Consider the following 307-nt stretch of genomic DNA (forward strand, 5'->3'; position numbering starts at 1 on the left):
CCGGCCGAGCAGAAAATAGCCCATGCGGGAAGCTTTGGTAAAGGGCTTGCAGATGCGGGCATCTCTTTTTTGACCTGGGTTAAGGACGTTGTCGAAGTTGCTTCAGGTGGTCTGAAACTTATCAGGCAAGTAAAGGCTCACTGGAATACCCCTTATGAAGGCTCGGTCTTTGAATGGCTTGAAAAAGCAGATCAAACCTACCGCGAAGGAGAGTACAAGGAGCTGGTGGAAGCCCTGGGCTTTGACCCGCTCAAGGTCAATGTAGAAGACTTCAAACAGGCCTGGGAACTAGCCCTGATTATTTGGG

1 protein-coding gene is annotated in these 307 nt (G+C 50.5%); it reads left to right on the plus strand.

Features of this window, described 5'->3' with window-relative positions; genetic code table 11:
• Window positions 1-307: hypothetical protein (locus CWC18_RS21195; RefSeq protein WP_171041195.1), on the plus strand; the 307-nt coding region annotated here is incomplete at both ends.

Origin of the sequence: Pseudoalteromonas aurantia, assembly GCF_005886875.1 — a bacterium.
Classification (GTDB): Bacteria; Pseudomonadota; Gammaproteobacteria; order Enterobacterales; family Alteromonadaceae; genus Pseudoalteromonas; species Pseudoalteromonas aurantia_A.